Source organism: Salinicola socius, from assembly GCF_001937195.1.
GTDB lineage: Bacteria > Pseudomonadota > Gammaproteobacteria > Pseudomonadales > Halomonadaceae > Salinicola > Salinicola socius.
In genome coordinates this window covers 212,970-229,330 of the sequence record NZ_MSDO01000002.1, presented here as the reverse complement: position 1 = coordinate 229,330, position 16,361 = coordinate 212,970, and the positions used below count along the sequence as shown (strand labels likewise).

17 protein-coding genes are annotated in these 16,361 nt (G+C 61.8%); 3 read left to right on the top strand and 14 right to left on the bottom strand.

The window, feature by feature from the left end; genetic code table 11:
- The first annotated feature begins 243 nt into the window (after window positions 1-243).
- Window positions 244-1,848 carry a malate dehydrogenase (quinone) gene (gene mqo / locus BTW07_RS02790; RefSeq protein WP_075568619.1) on the top strand — a complete coding sequence of 535 codons (1,605 nt, stop codon included), beginning with the start codon at window positions 244-246 and terminating at the stop codon, window positions 1,846-1,848.
- A gap of 396 nt (window positions 1,849-2,244) precedes the next feature.
- Window positions 2,245-3,327, top strand: coding sequence for an SMP-30/gluconolactonase/LRE family protein (locus BTW07_RS02785; protein WP_075568618.1), 1,083 nt, complete (start codon window positions 2,245-2,247; stop codon window positions 3,325-3,327).
- 81 nt (window positions 3,328-3,408) lie between these two features.
- Here BTW07_RS02785 and ampC read toward each other — a convergent pair whose 3' ends face one another.
- Window positions 3,409-4,596 (bottom strand): class C beta-lactamase, encoded by a 1,188-nt coding sequence (ampC, locus tag BTW07_RS02780; RefSeq protein WP_075568668.1) that lies wholly within the window; start codon window positions 4,594-4,596, stop codon window positions 3,409-3,411.
- A 199-nt stretch (window positions 4,597-4,795) separates the two neighbouring features.
- Between ampC and BTW07_RS19775 the strand changes: the two genes are divergently transcribed.
- Complete coding sequence (locus tag BTW07_RS19775) at window positions 4,796-5,002, top strand: MmyB family transcriptional regulator (RefSeq protein WP_158025849.1); 207 nt, start codon at window positions 4,796-4,798, stop codon at window positions 5,000-5,002.
- A gap of 36 nt (window positions 5,003-5,038) precedes the next feature.
- On the opposite strand, the gene BTW07_RS02770 is transcribed toward BTW07_RS19775, so the two are convergent.
- The 13 genes from BTW07_RS02770 to BTW07_RS02710 all read right to left on the bottom strand — a co-directional run bounded on the left by BTW07_RS02770 (window position 5,039) and on the right by BTW07_RS02710 (window position 16,196).
- Complete coding sequence (locus BTW07_RS02770; protein ID WP_075568616.1) at window positions 5,039-5,869, bottom strand: ABC transporter ATP-binding protein; 831 nt, start codon at window positions 5,867-5,869, stop codon at window positions 5,039-5,041.
- Window positions 5,857-6,657 carry an ABC transporter permease gene (locus tag BTW07_RS02765; protein WP_075568615.1) on the bottom strand — a complete coding sequence of 267 codons (801 nt, stop codon included), beginning with the start codon at window positions 6,655-6,657 and terminating at the stop codon, window positions 5,857-5,859. The genes BTW07_RS02770 and BTW07_RS02765 overlap by 13 nt, the downstream gene beginning before the upstream one ends.
- Before the next feature lie 10 nt (window positions 6,658-6,667).
- Window positions 6,668-7,702: an ABC transporter substrate-binding protein gene (locus BTW07_RS02760; protein ID WP_083941447.1), complete on the bottom strand. Its 1,035-nt coding sequence runs from the start codon at window positions 7,700-7,702 to the stop codon at window positions 6,668-6,670.
- A 154-nt stretch (window positions 7,703-7,856) separates the two neighbouring features.
- Window positions 7,857-8,597: a class II aldolase and adducin N-terminal domain-containing protein gene (locus tag BTW07_RS02755; RefSeq protein WP_075568614.1), complete on the bottom strand. Its 741-nt coding sequence runs from the start codon at window positions 8,595-8,597 to the stop codon at window positions 7,857-7,859.
- A 147-nt stretch (window positions 8,598-8,744) separates the two neighbouring features.
- On the bottom strand, window positions 8,745-9,731 hold the full coding sequence (locus BTW07_RS02750) for a LysR family transcriptional regulator (RefSeq protein WP_110643653.1): 987 nt from the start codon (window positions 9,729-9,731) through the stop codon (window positions 8,745-8,747).
- A 45-nt stretch (window positions 9,732-9,776) separates the two neighbouring features.
- Entirely contained in the window at window positions 9,777-10,622 is an 846-nt protein-coding gene (locus BTW07_RS02745; protein WP_083941445.1) for an amino acid ABC transporter ATP-binding protein, read from the bottom strand.
- The gene (locus BTW07_RS02740; protein ID WP_075568612.1) at window positions 10,619-11,320 is read right to left on the bottom strand and encodes an amino acid ABC transporter permease; all 702 of its coding nucleotides are present in this window, start codon (window positions 11,318-11,320) and stop codon (window positions 10,619-10,621) included. Before BTW07_RS02740 ends, BTW07_RS02745 begins: the two co-directional genes overlap by 4 nt.
- On the bottom strand, window positions 11,320-11,976 hold the full coding sequence (locus BTW07_RS02735; protein WP_075568611.1) for an amino acid ABC transporter permease: 657 nt from the start codon (window positions 11,974-11,976) through the stop codon (window positions 11,320-11,322). The genes BTW07_RS02740 and BTW07_RS02735 overlap by 1 nt, the downstream gene beginning before the upstream one ends.
- Window positions 11,977-11,988: 12 nt before the next feature.
- Window positions 11,989-12,804, bottom strand: coding sequence for a transporter substrate-binding domain-containing protein (locus BTW07_RS02730; protein WP_075568610.1), 816 nt, complete (start codon window positions 12,802-12,804; stop codon window positions 11,989-11,991).
- A gap of 65 nt (window positions 12,805-12,869) precedes the next feature.
- Window positions 12,870-13,739, bottom strand: a complete 870-nt coding sequence (locus BTW07_RS02725; protein WP_075568665.1) for a phytanoyl-CoA dioxygenase family protein — start codon at window positions 13,737-13,739, stop codon at window positions 12,870-12,872.
- Window positions 13,740-13,786: 47 nt separating this feature from the next.
- Window positions 13,787-14,458, bottom strand: a complete 672-nt coding sequence (locus BTW07_RS02720; protein WP_075568609.1) for a DUF1028 domain-containing protein — start codon at window positions 14,456-14,458, stop codon at window positions 13,787-13,789.
- Complete coding sequence (locus BTW07_RS02715) at window positions 14,455-14,874, bottom strand: RidA family protein (RefSeq protein ID WP_075568608.1); 420 nt, start codon at window positions 14,872-14,874, stop codon at window positions 14,455-14,457. The genes BTW07_RS02720 and BTW07_RS02715 overlap by 4 nt, the downstream gene beginning before the upstream one ends.
- On the bottom strand, window positions 14,874-16,196 hold the full coding sequence (locus BTW07_RS02710; protein WP_075568607.1) for a flavin-containing monooxygenase: 1,323 nt from the start codon (window positions 16,194-16,196) through the stop codon (window positions 14,874-14,876). The genes BTW07_RS02715 and BTW07_RS02710 overlap by 1 nt, the downstream gene beginning before the upstream one ends.
- Window positions 16,197-16,361 lie beyond the last annotated feature (165 nt).

The following is a 16,361-nucleotide window of genomic DNA, read 5'->3' as shown; positions in this document are numbered from 1 at the left end:
ATGCCACATGCGTCAGCGCCAGCCTACCCCCTTTCGATGGCATGCGCGCCGCGTTCCCTTCAATGTGGTAAAAACTTCGTCATTGACCTACAACTGTTTGATAAACCATCGCAAAAAGGTGTCGAGCCCCCCGTTTCCTTGCGCCTGCCCCCGTCATAGTCATGGCACTTACGCCACGACCTCATTAAACTGTCGTCCTAGTCGCGTTCGCGCCTGTCCGTATCCATCAGACAGAGAACCTTCATGAAATTGCGCCACGGCATGACATTCTGTTCCAGCCTGCAGACCCAGTCTGGAGCCGAATCCAGCGACACCCAAAACGTCGACGTCGTTCTCATCGGCGGCGGTACCATGAGTGCCACCTTGGGAACCCTGCTCCAGTCACTGCAGCCCGATTGGACCATTCATCTCTACGAGCGCCTGGACAAGGCGGCCGAAGAGAGTTCCAACGTCTGGAACAACGCCGGCACGGGCCATTCGGCCTTTGCCGAGATGAATTACACCTCGCCTCAGCCTGACGGCAGCGTGGACATTCAGCGCGCCATCACCATTACCGAGCAGTTCGAGGTTTCCCGGCAATTCTGGGCAAGCCAGGTTCGTGAAGGCGTGCTGGCCAACCCGCGCTCCTTCATCAACACCGTCCCGCACCTGAGCTTCGTCTGGAGCGGCGAACGCGTGTCGTTCCTGAAGACGCGCTTCGAGGCGATGCGCCAGAACCCGCTCTACGCCGGCATGGACTACTCCGACGATCCGAACAAGATCTCGGAATGGATACCGCTGGTCATGACGGGCCGCGATACCGACGAACCCGTGGCCGCGACGCGCATGCCGATCGGCACCGAGGTCAATTTCGGCGAGATTACCCGCCAGATGATGAACTCGTTGGCTCGCCGCGATAATTTCCACCTTTCCGTCAACACGCAGGTGCGCGATCTCAAGCGCAATGCGGACGGCAGCTGGAAAGTGACTGTCGCCAATACCAGCGACGGCGAGAACGAGCGTAGCGTCAATGCCCGTTTCGTATTCATTGGTGCAGGAGGCGCGGCGCTGCCGCTGCTGCAGAAATCCGGTATTCCCGAAGCGCGGCAGTACGGCGGTTTCCCGGTGGGCGGCCAGTTCCTGTTCACCACCAATCCAGAAATCGTCGCCAAACACGACGCCAAGGTCTATGGCCTGGCACCCGCCGGCTCGCCGCCGATGTCAGTACCGCACATCGACAAGCGCATTCTCGACGGCACGCCGGCGATCATGTTCGGCCCGTTCGCGACGTTCTCGAGCAAGTTCCTGAAGAACGGTTCCTGGACCGATCTGATGCGCTCGATCACGCCCAACAATCTGTGGCCGATGACCAAGGTCGGCATCAACAACCTGGATCTGGTGCGGTATCTGATCAGCCAGCTGCGCATGTCCGAGAGCGGCCAGTTCAAGGAGCTTCAGAACTACTATCCGCAAGCCAACCGCGACGACTGGAAGCTGTGGACCGCCGGTCAGCGGGTTCAGACGATCAAGGATATCGAAGGCAAGGGCGGTACCCTGCAGTTCGGCACCGAACTGGTGACCGGTGCCGAAGGCTCCATCGCCGCGCTGCTGGGCGCGTCTCCCGGCGCCTCGACGGCTCCCTCGATCATGCTGACGCTGCTCGCGAAAGTCTTCCCCGAGCAGGTCGCCAGCGAAGAGTGGCAGGCCAAGTTGAAGGCGATGATTCCCTCCTACGGCAAGGCCCTGACCGACAACCCGCAACTGCTCTACGAGGTTCGCGCCATGTCACGCGAACTGCTGGAGCTGAGCGAGCCGGATCTGACCACGACGCCCGCGACGGAGTCCGAAACGGAAATCAGCAGCAGCTGAGCCGGATCGGACCTCGGCAAGCGACAGAACGCCCGTCTTCACCAAGGCGGGCGTTCCGTGTTTTCAGCAGCAAGAGAATGCGTCACCTTTCCGCGTACTACCTGCCTTGGAGCTGCAACACCAGCATGACGAATGACATGCCGGGAGCTTCCGATCAATTCGACCCACTCGCCACTGCCATCTCATCGGTCGCTGGACACATTCCCGTAGATCCTGTCATGCCGATCAGCGGCTGATACCCGATCGTGTCAACGCCTCAGAAGCGGTCTCAGCAATCTGCAAGAAGCCGCCAAAACTTTGTACGACTTTTGCGCTATTCCCAGAAAATGGGTAAACCTTTAACCTCTCTGAAATCAAACCAATCACAATCAAAACTTCCTCAGAGAGATTACCGCCATGAAAGAATCGGAAACGCTTACACCATCGAATCTTCTTTCACGGCGCCAGATTTTAACAGCCGGTGCCGCGCTATCCGCAACGGCGGCCTTCGGTATCGATCAGGCTCGTGCAGACTGGTCACCGTCGCTGCGCTATCCAGATCCCGCGATCGAAATTCTCGACCCATCATTTCTCGACTACCGCCTGTTCAACGCTAGTGTCGAACGCCTTGCCACCGGCTTCCGATGGCTGGAAGGCCCGGTTTGGTTCGGTGATGGGAGATACCTACTTGCCAGCGACATCGCTAACAACCGATTAATTCGATGGGACGAAACGTCAGGAGTGCTGTCCACCTTTCGCGAGCCGTCCAATTACTCCAATGGGAATACACGAGACAACGTCGGGCGCTTGATCACCTGCGAGGGTTCCATCGGTCGCCGAATCACTCGCACGGAGTATAACGGGAGCATCACTGTCCTCGCGGATCAATACGATGGCAAGCCGTTCAACTCTCCCAATGATGTAGTGTGCACTCGCAATGGCGACATCTGGTTTACCGATCCGCCCTTCCAGTTGGGTAACAACTATGAAGGTCGCATCGTGAAGCAGGAGTTGCCGGCTGCGGTCTATCGTATCGATGGAAAAACGGGCGAGCTAAACAAGATATTGGACGATATTGCCGGCCCTAATGGCCTCGCTTTTTCTCAGGACGAGAGTCGATTCTTTCTCGTCGAAGGTAGGGCCAAGCCTAACCGGATCCTATGGGAATTTCAGCACGACAACGGAAAATTGGGCAACAAGAAAAAACTGATAGAAGCGAAAAACCATGGAGCCATTGACGGAATCGCCTGTGACATTCATGGCAATATCTGGGCAGGATGGGGGAGCAGTGGCTCCCCGGAAGGCAATCCGGAAGCACTCGACGGCGTCAGGATTTTCAACTCTGATGGCAAAGCTATCGGGCACATCCACCTACCCGAGCGCTGCGCTAACGTCTGCTTTGGCGGCGCTCAGGGCAACCGCCTTTTCATGGCCAGCAGTCACTCCCTTTACGCGATTTTCGTCAACACACAGGGAACTGGCTTCGCGCCAGACGTGTGACATGAGCTGACAGCAGGACGGGTGTTGGCCGAGCCGGCGATTTGCAGCCGGCTCTCAGGGTCTGCGACCCACGCGATGCGCCTAGTGCGTCGCCGCGACCCGCTGGATCACGCCAAGCTTCGACAGCATCTCGTAGGCCGCCTCAACGCGCGCATCGTTGGGATAGTTGCGGTTAGCCAGCATCACCAGTCCGGCCTGCTTGCCGGGCACCAGGACCACGTAGCCGCCGAAGCCGTTGGTGGAGCCGGTCTTGTTGACCCAGACGTCGTTTCGCGGCGCCTGAACTTGCGAGGAGTGAGATGGCCCGATTGCCTCGGCCGCGTTGGGTTTCAGGATCATGTCGTAGCCGTTGCCCGCCAGCAGCGTATCCAGCGAGACCGGCAGCGGGTACTGCTCCCAGATCAGATCCTGGGTCATGTTGCCAATCTGAAAATTGCCCTGGCGCGTGACGTCGATCGCCTGCTGCAGGTCGTCGTCGATCTCGAGCAGACCGAGGTTGGCCTGGACCAGCCGGGCCAGGTCGCCGGCGGTGGTCTTGACGCCGTAGGCCTCGTCATCGAGCACGCCGGGCGCCACGCGAATCGGCTTGCCCTGCTTGTCTTCGCCCATGGCGTAATGCGCCATCTGCGCCTCGGGGACGTCGTACCAGGTGTGCTGCAAACCCAGCGGCTCCAGCACGTGGGCCCGCATCGCCGGCACGAACGCCTGATCGAGACTGGCGGCGGTCTCGACGCCCAGCAGGCCGATGCCCAGGTTGGAGTAGGTGCGCACCTTGCCGATCGCCTCGGTGGGCTGCCACTGCCGATACCAGGTCATCAGCGAGTCGCGGTCCGTCACCTCGTCAGGCACGAACAGCGGCAGCCCGCCGGTGGTGTGGGTGCCCAGGTTGCGCCCTGATATCTCGTCGAACGCGCTGCCCTCGAGCGCCGGCAGATAACGGCTGACCGGCGCCTCGAGATCGAGCTTGCCCTCGACGGCGGCAAGTGACGCCAGCGTGGCGGTGAATGTCTTGCTGAGCGAGCCGATCTCGAACAGCGTCTCGTCGTCGACCGGTGTGCCGTCGTCACGATCGGCGACGCCGTAATTCAAAATCTGCGTCCCCTGCGGTCGAACCACCGCCACCGCCATGCCGGGAATGCTCTGCTGGCGCATCAGCGATTCGACGATCGGATCGATGACGCCCTCCATGTCCGTCCCGGCGCTCTGCGCCGATACGGCGGTCGAAGAACCCAGCAGCAGCAACGACACCCCTAGCGCGATTCCTTTCATGACGATAACGATCCTCGGCAGTGCGCGCCGACGGGCATCGTCGGGCGCGAAAACGGTGCCGCCAATCATGCGCAAAAACCGGGCAAACCGAAACCGTCGTCGATCGGCTACAGCAGCTTGTCCAGCGTGATCGGCAGATTGCGGACGCGCTTGCCGCAGGCGTTGTAGACCGCGTTGGCCACCGCCGCGCCGACGCCGGTTGATCGATGATCTGCTCGAGGCCAGCGATGCCTTCCGCGAACGCTGGGCCGAGCAGGGCGTGCTCGACCTGGCCATTGGCCGCAAGGCGATGCGAATGCCGGACGGCACCAACCGCGAGTTCGACTATCTGCCGCTGCGCATTCCCCACCTGCCCGGCGCCTGCCTGATGACCTGTCTGGGAGGAATCCGGGGCAGCACGGACTGAATTGCCTGTCCGAGCACCTCGGCAAGCCTCCCGAGGCTAGGTGTCGTCATGGTGAAGGATGCCCAGTATCTCGCGCTTGATATCGAGGAAGTGCTTTTCCATCACGATCTCCGATGTGCGCGGCCGTGGCAGATGCACTTCGAGGGTTCGACTGATGACCCCGGGGCGCCCACTCATGACATAGATACGGTCGGCGAGCAGGATCGCTTCATCGATATCATGAGTGACGAAAAGCACGGTCTTGCTGTTGTGCCCCCAGACATTGAGCAAAAGTTGCTGCATGGAGAGCCGGGTCTGACTGTCGAGCGCACCGAACGGCTCATCCATCAGCAGGATATCGGGGTCGTTGGCCAGCGCACGCGCAATCGCCACCCGCTGCATCATGCCCCCGGATAGCTGGCGTGGCCAGGCATCGGCAAAGCGCTCCAGCCCCACTTCGCGGAGATAGTATTCGACGATTTCCTGGCGCTGAGCGGCTGGCAGGCGACGTCGCTTCAAACCATATTCCACGTTGTCGCGCACGTTGAGCCAGGGAAACAGCGTATAGGCCTGAAATACCATGCCCCGGTCGGCGCCAGGCCCGTCGATCCTCTTGTCGTTGACTCGAATCTCGCCGGAAGTGGGCTCGAGCAGACCTGCGGTGAGATAGAGCAGACTCGACTTGCCGCAGCCGGAGGGTCCGACAATGACCGCGAATTCGTTCTCGGCCACCTGCAGGGAAATGTCCTCTAGCGCGGTCACGGACTTCTGGCCCGAGGAGAACGTCAGCCCGATCTGCCGGATATCGAGACAGGTTCGCGGCCCCGCATTGAGTGCCGGGATCCGAACGCCGCCCCGCGTTATCTCGCCATCGTTCAAAGCGCCCATGATGTCAGCCTCTTGCGGAGAAGTCGGAAAAACTGATCCGTCACCAACCCGAGCAGGCCGATCAGCCCGATGGATAAAAAGATCACATCGACCTGAAAGCCTCTCATCGCCTTGAGGCTGATGTAGCCCAATCCACTGTTGGCCGCGACGAGCTCGGCGACCACGACAAACGTCCAGGCCCATCCCATGGTGACTCGCATCATGTCGATCACCCCCGGCAGACAGGCGGGAAACAGGACATGCGTGACGACGTCCCGGCGCTTGGCGCCAAGCGTGTAAGAGGCATTGATGAGATCTTGCGAGACCCCACGCGATATGTCGGCAATCATGACCAGCTGTTGGAAAAAGATACCGAAAAAGATCACCGTCACTCGCTGCTCGATGCCGATGCCAATCCACAGGATGAAGAGCGGGACGAACGCCGTGACCGGCAGGTAGCGCATGAAATTGACCAGCGGGTCGAGAAACGCCTGAGCAAGACGAAAGCTGCCCATCAGGATGCCGAGCGGAATCGCGATCGCGGACGACAGCAGGAAACCGTAGAGGACGACCTGCGCGCTCGACCAGATATCTTTCCACAGCGAACCATCGCCGATCATGCTGACCGCGGCCGACAACACCGCGGTTGGCGTGGGCAGAAAGATCGATCGAACCAGACCGCTATAGGTGACCAGCGCCCAAAGCGCAATCACGACAAGCCAGACACCGATGCCCGCGCTCCAGGTCAGCGTCTTCGGGATCGTCGCTCTTGGCGTGAGGCAGCGTTGCCATAAAGAAGCGTGAGCCATTGTGATGCCCTCACGGTTGCTCGACGTAGGTGGGGTCGACAATATCGGCGTAAGTGGCACTGATATCGCGGTCCTCGAGCTGATTCCAGGTGTCGCGGGCAACATCGATCAGGGCGGAGATGGAACCGGGCTCTTCCTGGGTGCCGAGAATGCGCCGATTGCCTGGCTCGCCGTAGAATTCGACGCCTTTCGTCGCCTCGGCTAGATCCGCGGGGTCCTTGAGGTAGCCGCCAACCCCTGCTGCCATGAGTCGATAAGACGCTTCCGGGTGGGACTTCAGATAGTCGACAGCCTGGTACAGACCGGCAACCAGCGCCTTGACGTCATCGGGCTGGTTATCGATGACATCACAACTCAGGGCGACGACGTCGATGATGACCCCTGGCGTCGCGCTGCTATCGACCAGCACGTGACCCACGTCATGACTTCGCACGAAACTGAGATTCGGCTCCCACGTCACCGCCACCGGCACGCGGCCGGCGATGAAAGCGGCGGCAGCGGCATCGGCGGACATGTTCTGAACCGTGACGTCGCTGAGCGAGAGACCATGCTGCTTGAGCAGATACGAAAGCCAGAATTGGGTGGCCGATCCCTCATTCATGGCGACCGTCTGACCCTTGAGCTGCTCGACGGAGGTCACGGCGTCGTCGGTCAGCACACCGTCGCCACCGTTGCTGCCATCCAGCACGACCACCGTCTTGAAGCAGAAATCCGGTGAGCGATATTTGAGCAGCTCGGCGATGGTGCCTGCCGAGCCATCCAGATGGCCAGCGGCTTGAGCCGCCATGTAGGAGGAGGAGTCTTCGAAGGTCGGTAGCTCGACCGTCAATCCATTTTCCTTGAAGAACCCCTTAGCCTGCGCCAGGTAGAGCGTACCGTAACCCACCCAGGTGGTGTGTCCGATCGACAGCGTGCCGGCCTGGGCCGCCACGCTGGACAGCCCCAGCACGGCAGCACCCGCGAAGCCGAGCGCCCTCAGCCTCCATGTCGAAGGCGGAAGCTTCGGGTTGATCGGAGCGTTCGAGGATTGGCTTTGTAATCTCATTGTTGTTCTCGCTGTGGACTGTCACTTGAGGTTGGCGAACAGCGCGCATGGCCGGCCGGCAGCGCGTGCCCGCCGGGCACCTGCTCGATAAGCATCATGGTATTGCCGTAAAGCGGGACGCTGCCGCAGAACAACTGCCGCAGCGGTCGTACGTTCAATCCGCGTAGGAAGGATCCTCGCGATCCAGGATGGCTTTCATCTCTTCGAAATGCGCCATCGAGAAATCGCGGATCGATTCCCAGTCGCGCGCCGTGGCTTCGGCGACGTCGTCAGGCAACACGTTCAGCGGCTGGCCGGTCGCATACGCCTGCACCAGCGTGCGGCATCCGCGCTCGAGGGTGTACATGTCGTCGAACGCTTCGCCCACGGTCTGCGCCGCGACCATCACGCCGTGATTACCCATCATCAGACGCGTCTTGTCACCGAGCAGCGCTGCCAGCCGCTCTCCCTCCGCCTCGCTGTTGGCCATGCCGCTGAAGCCACTGTCGATGGCGATACGGTTGAAATAGCGCGCCGTGTTCTGGTCGATCGGCAATACCGTCGGGTTCTTCAGTGTCGCGACCGTGGTGGCATAAGGGGGATGCAGATGCAGGACGACCCGCGCCTGCGGCATCAGGCGATGCATCTGGCCGTGAATGGCCCAGGCCGTCGGATCGACGACCTTGTCGAGATCCGGGGCCTCGCCATCGAGATCGAACAGCACCAGATCGCTGGCGCGGATGCGGGAGAAGTGCCTCCACTTGGGGTTCATCAGAAAGCGGCGACCGTCTGCGGACACCGCTGCACTGAAATGGTTGGCGACGGCCTCGTGGAGACCTTGCCTAGCGACGATACGGAACAGCGCCGCCATGTCGATACGGAGCTGCGTTTCATCGGGGAGCGACACGTTGGACATGATGGAGATCCTTGTCATTGTTCTGGTGACGCAGTCGAACACCTATCGACTTTCGTCTCACTGCTGTCACGCTACTGAGCCGCGTTGATTTTTTAAAATATCTTTATTCGCTCTTCGGCATCAGTTTTTCCTATCCACGCCTCGGGCTCATGTCTCGGCCTGACTCAACTCGCTGTGCTTGAGAAACTCGCCCATGGCCTGAGCGGCCGGACTCGAGCGAACGCCCTTCAACGTGGCCATGCCGACGGTCAGCGCGCGGACCTCTCCGTCCAGCGGGATCGTGCGGAACGACTTGCCATCCAGCGCCAGATGTCGACCCGGTGGCACGTTGAGCAGCGAGAAGCCGAAACCATTGGCCACGAGGCCACGCACCATGCCGAGCGATGTGGCGCGATGTGCGATCTTTGGCTGGCGTGGCGCATCGATGAACAGCGACAGGAAGTAGTCCCGACTCATGGGCCAGTCGAGCAGCACCATCGGATACTCGCTGAGCATGTCGATGGTCAGCCGCTCATGCGCGGCCAGCGGGTGATCGGGGGCGACCGCCGCGTAGGGTGGAAAGCGGCACAGCGGTTGAAACTCGATATCCTCCGGCACCTGCATGTCGTAGATCAGCCCGAGTTCATATCGACCTTCCCGCAACCCCTCCACGATATCGACCTGATGCCCCTCGTCGCATTGGGGCACGACCCGGGGGAACTGGGTAAGGAATGACTGCATCAAGCGCGGCATGAAAATGGGCGCGAAGGTGTGAAACGCCGCCATGTTCAGCGGACCGGCAATCTCTTCACCCAGCGATATCGCGAACTGCATCAGGCTGTCGGCATCGTAGAGCAGGCTGCGCGCCCGCCCCAGCAACTGCGTACCCGCCGTGGTCAGCGACAGCCCCTGTGCATGGTGCCTGACAAAGAGTTGAACGCCGGAGGCCTCCTCGAGGTGAGCGATCGCGGCCGAGATCGAGGGCTGAGACACGTGTAGCTGTTCCGCCGCGCGAGTGACGCTTTTCAGTTCACCGGCAACGACGAAGTATCGCAATTGCTTCAGGGTGGCATGCAGCATCTGGGCTCCCTGGCACAGCCTGGAGTGATGGAAACGGGCATCATCTCGCGTGGAGATGACGATGCGTTTCAGCATCTTGCGCCCCCGCTGGTGGGGCGTCCATGCCAATCCCGTCCCTGCTCAGTCATCGACACGGTTCAACGCTGGCGCCGCCTCGAACAGGGAATTCCTTTCCAGATAGTTGCCGAGGAACTGCGCAAGCCTGGGTGACTGGGGGTTTTTAAACAGTGTCATGGGTGGGCCTTGTTCCACGATATGCCCTTGATCGAGAAACAGCACGCGATCGGCGACCCTGGCGGCGAAGCCCATTTCATGCGTCACGACCACCATCGTCATGCCCTCTTCGGCGAGCTGTCTCATGACCTGCAACACCTCACCGACCAGTTCGGGGTCGAGCGCCGAGGTCGGCTCGTCGAACAGCATGATGGCCGGCGACATCGCCAGGGAACGCGCGATGGCGACGCGCTGCTGCTGCCCGCCGGAGAGACGATTCGGCCAGGCATCGGCCTTTTCGGCCAGCCCCACCTTCTCCAGCGTCGCCAGTGCCAGTCGGCGGGCCGCGTCTTTTTTCATTCCGCGCACTCGCAGCAGCGCTTCCATGACGTTCTCGAGAACGCTCAGGTGCGGCCATAGATTGAACTGCTGGAAAACCATACCCATGTTGCGACGCACGTCGCTCAAGCGAGAGGGACGCGAGCGCACGCGACGGCCGTCGCTTGCGCGGTCGTAGCCCAGCAGCTCCCCTTCGACGAACACTTCGCCGTCATCGTAATTTTCGAGAAAGGCGAGGCTGCGAAGTAGCGTGCTTTTACCCGATCCGGAAGGCCCGATCAGACAGACGACCTCGGAACGCTGGATCGACAGGTTGATGTCCTGCAGCACCGTATGCTCGCCGAACCGCTTGCTCATGCCCCTGGCTTCGAGCATGACGTCGCCGCCTCCCCGCTTCGCTGCTGAATGATTCATGCGGCTGACTCCCGCGGCTTGAGGGCGCGTCGTTGCTGCACACCCTGGGTGAGATAACGACTGGCTCTGCGCTCGAGCCACTGGCCCAGACGAGAGCAGAGCTCGGCCAGAAGAAAGTAACCGACACAGAGCGCCAGCAGGGTTTCGACATAGGCGAAGGTCTCGGCACCGACGCCCGTGAGGACAAAGGTCAGTTCAGGCACCGTGATGATCGACAGCACCGGCGTCTCCTTGCCCAGGATCGTGGTGAAGTTGACCAGCGCCGGCAGGATGAGGACCAGCATTTGCGGTATCTGTACGCGCCAGATGATCTGCCAGGCGGTCATCCCCAGCATGGCGGCCGCTTCCTGCTGTCCACGCGGAATCGACGTGAAGCCGGTGCGAAAGATCTCGGCGAAGTAGACGCTGCCATAGATCCCCAGGCCGACCAGGCCCGCAGTCATGGGTGACAGCGAGAGACCAAGACTCGGCCCCCCGTAGTAGAGCAGGAACAGCTGCACCAGGAAGGGCGTCGCTCGAATCACCTCGATATAGCAACGCAGCACGCCACGAACCCAAGGACCGGCGCTGAGTTGAATCACGGCAATGACCAGCCCCGCGATCACACCGGCAAGCACCCCGCCACCCCAGGTCCAGAGCGTGACGAGAAAGCCGCTGCCGATCTCGCTGGCATGATCGGTCAGAACGGTGAAGTCCATTACGCTCTCCCCTTCGCGAAGCGACGTTCCAGCCGCCCGGCAAGTAACGCCAGGCTGATGTTGACGACGCAGTAGAGCACCGCCGCGGCGAGATAGAACTGCAACTGAAGGAAGCTGCTGGCCGCGAGATTCTGTGCAGTGCGGGTCAACTCCGCCAGCCCGACCGCCGAGATCAGCGAGGAGGCCTTGATCAGCAGTATCACCTCGTTGAGCAGCGCGGGCAGCGTGGCGCGCAACGCCTGCGGCAGCTTGATTCGGGTCAGGGTGGTGCGACCACTGAGCCCCAGCAACCGGGCGGCCTCGACCTGCCCTACCGGCAGTGTCAGCAGACCACCCCGCAGGATTTCGGCCAGGTAGGCGCCGCTACACAAGGCCAGTCCGGCGATCGCCGCCACCCAGGCGGGGACATCGAGCCCCAGACGAGGTAGCAGGTAATAGATGAAGAGCAACTGGATCAGTAGCGGAATGCCTCGGAACACGCTGATATAAGCCCCTCCGAGCCGCCGCAGGGCGCCTCGCTCGGAGAGCTTCAGCGAGCAGACCCCGATCCCGATCAGGAAGCCCAGCGCCAGTCCGCAGGCCGACAGCCAGACCGTGTTCCAGAGGCCTGCCAGCAGCAGCGGCAGACCCTGGACCAACAGCGCAAGATCGAACATCGAATGTCCCCGTTACTGGGCAGCCACCGGATGATCGGGTACGTCCATCTTCTGACCGATCCATTGTTCCTGCAGCTCGGCCAATCGACCGTCGTCGCGCATCTTGGCCAGCACATCGTTGAATGTGTCGATCAGCCGTCGGGAGTCGTCATCGCCACGACCGATGTAGGCAAAATAGCTCTTGGGTCCGAAGGACGGGGTCACGACCTTGAACAACGAGGGTCGCTGCTTGGCGAGATAGGCAATATTGGGCAGGGAGTTCGCCACGGCATCAAGACGCCTTGCAGCCAGGTCGGCGTAGGCCTGGTTATTGTCGACGTACTCCCGGATGTCGACCGGCGGATCGAGCGACTCGGCATAGGCTTGCAATGTCGTCAACTGAGCCGATGCCTTGCCGGCACCGACGGTCTTGCCGGCGATATCCTCCGGTGCCGAGATGTCGTCGTCATTGGCACGGACCATCAACGCAACGGAGCTTTCGGCAACGGGGTCGGTAAAGCGATAACGCTGCATGCGCTCTTTGGTGATGATCAGCGGGCCGGCGACCATATCGTACTTGTCCGCCTCCAGGCCGGGCAAAACGCTCGGCCACGGCAGGTCGACGAATCCGACCTCGACGCCCAGCGCCTTGCCGACCTCCTCGAAGACCGCCTTGTTGAATCCTGTCTGCTTGCCGTTTTCCAGATAGTCGAACGGCGCAAACTGCATCTCGGTGCCGACGCGGAGCACGCCGCGCGCCTTGACGTCATCGAGCGTATCCGCCTGAGCCGACGCCATTGCCGAGGCACCAAGTGCGATCAAGAGCGTTGCTGCTGCCAATTTTTTCATGGTTCGTTCCACCGGGTTTTATCGTTGTTGGGGTGCTACCTAACCAGTTGTTCGATAACGCCAGATCACATCGTGGCGTCCATACCTGCCTGCTGCACGAAGAACGAGGCTCCTTTCGGCTTCTGCGGCAGCTTCATCACGTTGGCCGTGGTGCGGACCTCGCCACTCTCATTGCCGCGTAGCAACATGCCCTGGTGCTGACTCGGCAAGGGATTCTCGCCGTAAGGGAGCGCATCTTCCGCCGCGTAGACCGTGATGAACAGCGTTCGCGGCAGCGTCGAGGCGTTCGGTGCGGAAGCATGCAGCAGGCGGGTATGCATGAAGCAGACCGAACCTGCCGGACCCACGCATTCGACCGGTGACTGACATTCGCGGCTGACCACCTCGTCGTCGACGCTGCCGGTGAAGCGGCCGCCCTGCCAATGGGAGTAAAGCGGCTGCCTGTGACTGCCCGGAATGACCTGGAGCGGGCCATTCTCGGCCGTCACCTCGCCCACCATCAGCAGTGCAGTGACCAGATCGTCGTTGCTATGAGGCGTGAAGAGGAAATCCTGGTGCCACTTCACCTGGGTCTCGGTGCCCGGCAGCTTGGAGTTGATCTTGCTGTGGTGGAGACGCACGCCACCCGCCCCGATCAGCGCGTGCACCATGTCGGTCATGCGCGAATCCGTCGCCACCTGCAGATAGGCCGGCGAGATCTCGGTCGGCGATGCCACCCGGCGCAGCGAGGGGTGCTCGGCACTGTGATCGCCACCGACGTCGAAACGCGGCCGATGATCCAGCGTTTCACCATAGGCCGCGGTCTGCTCGCGACTCCCATCGACCCAGCCATTGAACTCGACATTGAGCGCTTCGAGCTCGTTGGCACTGAGGACATTCTCGACGACCAGATAGCCATCTCGTTGGAATTGTTCGATCTGAGATTCGGTCAACATGTTGTCACCCATTTTCTTGTCAATTCGGAAGTTTGTCGGGGTCTGCCTCACTGATCCCCCGGGACGCCGTAACTCGGCGCCGCATCCGGCTGGCGCGCGCGCGTGACATAGGCCTCGAGCTTTGGCGCGTAGCGCGTCCACAGCCCACGCAGTTCAGCGATCGGGGCGTCATGCCAATCGACGCGCAAGTCGACGACGGGCCAGGACGCCTCGGGGCGCGCCACCACCAGGCCGGCAGAAAACACCGCGCCAGCTTCGCCGCCAGCGGCCAGGCCTGCCTCCATGGCGACCAGAAGCCGCTCCGCCAGCGGCCCTTCGCTCTGCTCGAACGCCGAGACCATGGCCCGTGGCACCTCGGCATCGGCCAATAGATTGCCGGCTGCCACGCAGTCGAGGCCATCGGCACGGCCGACCACGCCGAGGGCATTGTCACCGTCATAGACGGCAGTGCGGCCCTCACCGTCGATCAGCAGCAACTGCCGATACTGCGGGGCAGGCTCCCCCTCGATCAGCCGCGCCAACGCCGCCTGCGGCGACAGGCCCTGTGCCATGAGCGCCAATCCCTCGGGCCCCAGTGCCGGATTGGTGACGTTCTGCGTCAGTACCGCGCCGCCGGGGCCGGCGAAGGCGCAGCGCGCCGCCACGCAGATGCTCGATGAGCTGACCGCACAGCCGGTTTCGCCCGTCTCGGCACAGCGCGCCGCGATCGAAAAGGTCATGCGTCCTCCTCGGGAATCACCGCGATCACGTCGATCTCCATCAGCCACTCCGGCTGCGCCAGACCGGCGACGACCAGTCCGGTCGAGATCGGGAAGACCCCACGCAGCCACTGGCCGACTTCACGGTAGACCGGCTCGCGAAAGCGCGGATCGGTGATATAAGTGGTCGTCTTGACGATGTGCGAAAGATCGCTGCCGGCTTCTTCGAGCAGTTGCTTGACGTTCTTCATCGCCTGCTCGGCCTGGGCGCCAGGATCGCCCAGCCCGACCAGATTGCCGTGAAAGTCCGTTCCCACCTGACCGCGTACGTAAACGGTGTTTCCTGCTCGGACGGCCTGGCACAGATCGTTGTCCAGGGCCTGATTGGGGTAGGTTTCCTGGGTGTTGAACATGCGGATGCGCGTATGCGTCGGCATTAGCTGACCCTCCGAGGACGAGAATCGGTCGAGGACGCGGCATCGCTGGCTGACGGCGTCGCCGAGACGGAACCGGGTGAGTCGTAGCGGGCGAGATAGTCACGCATCTTGGCGATGTGATCGGCGATGAGCTTGGCGTCGTGCCAGACGCCCCAGATGAAACTGGAGCCGCGACGGGAGAGCCACGGCAGGCCCAGGAAGTAGACGCCGGGCTCGCTCGAGACCCCGCGCTGGTGGCTTGGCTTGCCATCCGCATCGAAGGCATCGACTTCCAGCCAACGATAATCCTGCGAGAACCCGGCCGCCCAGATGATGGTGGTGATGCCGGCTTTCGCCAGGTCGAGTTCGGCAAGCGGGTTGGAGACGCAATCCGGATCGGGCGGGATCACTCGGGCTTCCGGCTCCGGCGGCAAGTCGAGCCCGTTGCGCTCGGCATAGGCATCGGCGTCGTCCAGCAAGGCCAGATAATTGGCATCGCCGGCATCGAGGTTGGCGCGGAGGTCGGAGGCGAATCGCGCCACGCCGTCGACGAAGGACTCGGTGCGTCCTACCAGCGTCACGCCCGCATGCGCCAGCTCACGGAAATCGATGGTGTAGCCGCCACGCGCACCGGTGACGGCGATGGTGACGTGTTCCGATCCGGGCCTGCGAACCTCGTTGTCCCACTCACCCAGCACGCCGAGCCACCAGCAGAAATCCCGACCGCGGTAGGCCCGCGGCGGGCGGTTATGCGGCCCCACTGACAAGTAAACCTGACGTCCTGCACGATTGAGCTCTGCCGCCACCTGGGTGCCTGACGAGCCGGCCCCGACGACCAGAACGGCGCCCTCGGGAAGCTGCTCGGGGTTTCGATAATCGGCCGTGTGCAGCTGCGTGAAGCGCTCGTCCTGAGGCGCGATGGCGGGGATGACCGGCGTCTGGAAGGCGCCAGTCGCTGCGACCACCCGCTGTGCGTCGATCGTGCCCTGAGAGGTTTCCACCGTGAATCCCGGCCGTCCCTGATTCGGTGTCACGCGAGTGACCTCGACACCAGTGCGAACGGGAACGTCGAATTTCCGCGCATAGGCTTCGAAATAGTCCGCCACCTCTTCCTTCGGCACGAAGCCGTCCGGCGAGATGGCGGGAAAGGTCAGCCCAGGAAAGCGGTCATGCCAGGCTGGGCCATTGGCCACCAGCGAGTCCCAGCGCGCCGTTCGCCAGCGTTCGGCGATGCGATCGCGCTCGAGTACCAGATGGGGAACGCCGTGTCGGCTCAGGTGTTCGCTCATGGCAATGCCAGCTTGCCCGGCGCCGACCACGAGCGTGTCGGTGGAAGTGCTCATTGTGGCTCCAGCGTGCGTGAAGTTGTTATTGATGCCCTTCACCTAACACTAAAGACGTATGATGCATCGTTAAAATATTGTTATCCGTTCTTTGGGATCAGAAAAACCAATGCAAGACGGACGAGCCTGCGCGGTGGCGACAGCAGTACGGATTCCCAAGGTAGC

Coding starts and splice junctions, on each gene's coding strand:
- BTW07_RS02755 (WP_075568614.1), bottom strand. CDS start 8,597: ATGTCCAACGTGTCGCTCCCCGATGAAACGCAGCTCCGTATCGACATG.
- BTW07_RS02760 (WP_083941447.1), bottom strand. CDS start 7,702: ATGAGATTACAAAGCCAATCCTCGAACGCTCCGATCAACCCGAAGCTT.
- BTW07_RS02715 (WP_075568608.1), bottom strand. CDS start 14,874: ATGCCGACGCATACGCGCATCCGCATGTTCAACACCCAGGAAACCTAC.
- BTW07_RS02720 (WP_075568609.1), bottom strand. CDS start 14,458: ATGACCTTTTCGATCGCGGCGCGCTGTGCCGAGACGGGCGAAACCGGC.
- BTW07_RS02735 (WP_075568611.1), bottom strand. CDS start 11,976: ATGTTCGATCTTGCGCTGTTGGTCCAGGGTCTGCCGCTGCTGCTGGCA.
- mqo (WP_075568619.1), top strand. CDS start 244: ATGAAATTGCGCCACGGCATGACATTCTGTTCCAGCCTGCAGACCCAG.
- BTW07_RS02765 (WP_075568615.1), bottom strand. CDS start 6,657: ATGGCTCACGCTTCTTTATGGCAACGCTGCCTCACGCCAAGAGCGACG.
- BTW07_RS02730 (WP_075568610.1), bottom strand. CDS start 12,804: ATGAAAAAATTGGCAGCAGCAACGCTCTTGATCGCACTTGGTGCCTCG.
- BTW07_RS02750 (WP_110643653.1), bottom strand. CDS start 9,731: ATGCTGAAACGCATCGTCATCTCCACGCGAGATGATGCCCGTTTCCAT.
- BTW07_RS02745 (WP_083941445.1), bottom strand. CDS start 10,622: ATGAATCATTCAGCAGCGAAGCGGGGAGGCGGCGACGTCATGCTCGAA.
- ampC (WP_075568668.1), bottom strand. CDS start 4,596: ATGAAAGGAATCGCGCTAGGGGTGTCGTTGCTGCTGCTGGGTTCTTCG.
- BTW07_RS02710 (WP_075568607.1), bottom strand. CDS start 16,196: ATGAGCACTTCCACCGACACGCTCGTGGTCGGCGCCGGGCAAGCTGGC.
- BTW07_RS02740 (WP_075568612.1), bottom strand. CDS start 11,320: ATGGACTTCACCGTTCTGACCGATCATGCCAGCGAGATCGGCAGCGGC.
- BTW07_RS02725 (WP_075568665.1), bottom strand. CDS start 13,739: ATGTTGACCGAATCTCAGATCGAACAATTCCAACGAGATGGCTATCTG.
- BTW07_RS02785 (WP_075568618.1), top strand. CDS start 2,245: ATGAAAGAATCGGAAACGCTTACACCATCGAATCTTCTTTCACGGCGC.
- BTW07_RS02770 (WP_075568616.1), bottom strand. CDS start 5,869: ATGGGCGCTTTGAACGATGGCGAGATAACGCGGGGCGGCGTTCGGATC.